At 54.5% G+C, this 255-nt stretch carries 1 rRNA gene; it reads left to right on the top strand.

Going from position 1 to position 255, the window contains the following annotated elements:
* Positions 1 to 216 (top strand): 16S ribosomal RNA (locus NE547_RS18730); the annotation flags it as partial.
* Positions 217 to 255 lie beyond the last annotated feature (39 nt).

The raw sequence follows: 255 nt of genomic DNA, 5'->3' as shown, positions 1-255 counted from the left end.
ATGAAGTTGGAATCGCTAGTAATCGCGGATCAGCATGCCGCGGTGAATACGTTCCCGGGCCTTGTACACACCGCCCGTCACACCATGAGAGTCGGGAACACCCGAAGTCCGTAGCCTAACTAGCAATGGGGGGCGCGGCCGAAGGTGGGTTCGATAATTGGGGTGAAGTCGTAACAAGGTAGCCGTATCGGAAGGTGCGGCTGGATCACCTCCTTTCTAAGGAGACATCGGTAAGAGGATATCTTATCGTAACGT

This window comes from Flavonifractor sp. DFI.6.63, assembly GCF_024462255.1.
Lineage (GTDB): Bacteria > Bacillota > Clostridia > Oscillospirales > Oscillospiraceae > Lawsonibacter_A > Lawsonibacter_A hominis.
This window is presented reverse-complemented; position numbering and strand designations above follow the sequence as displayed.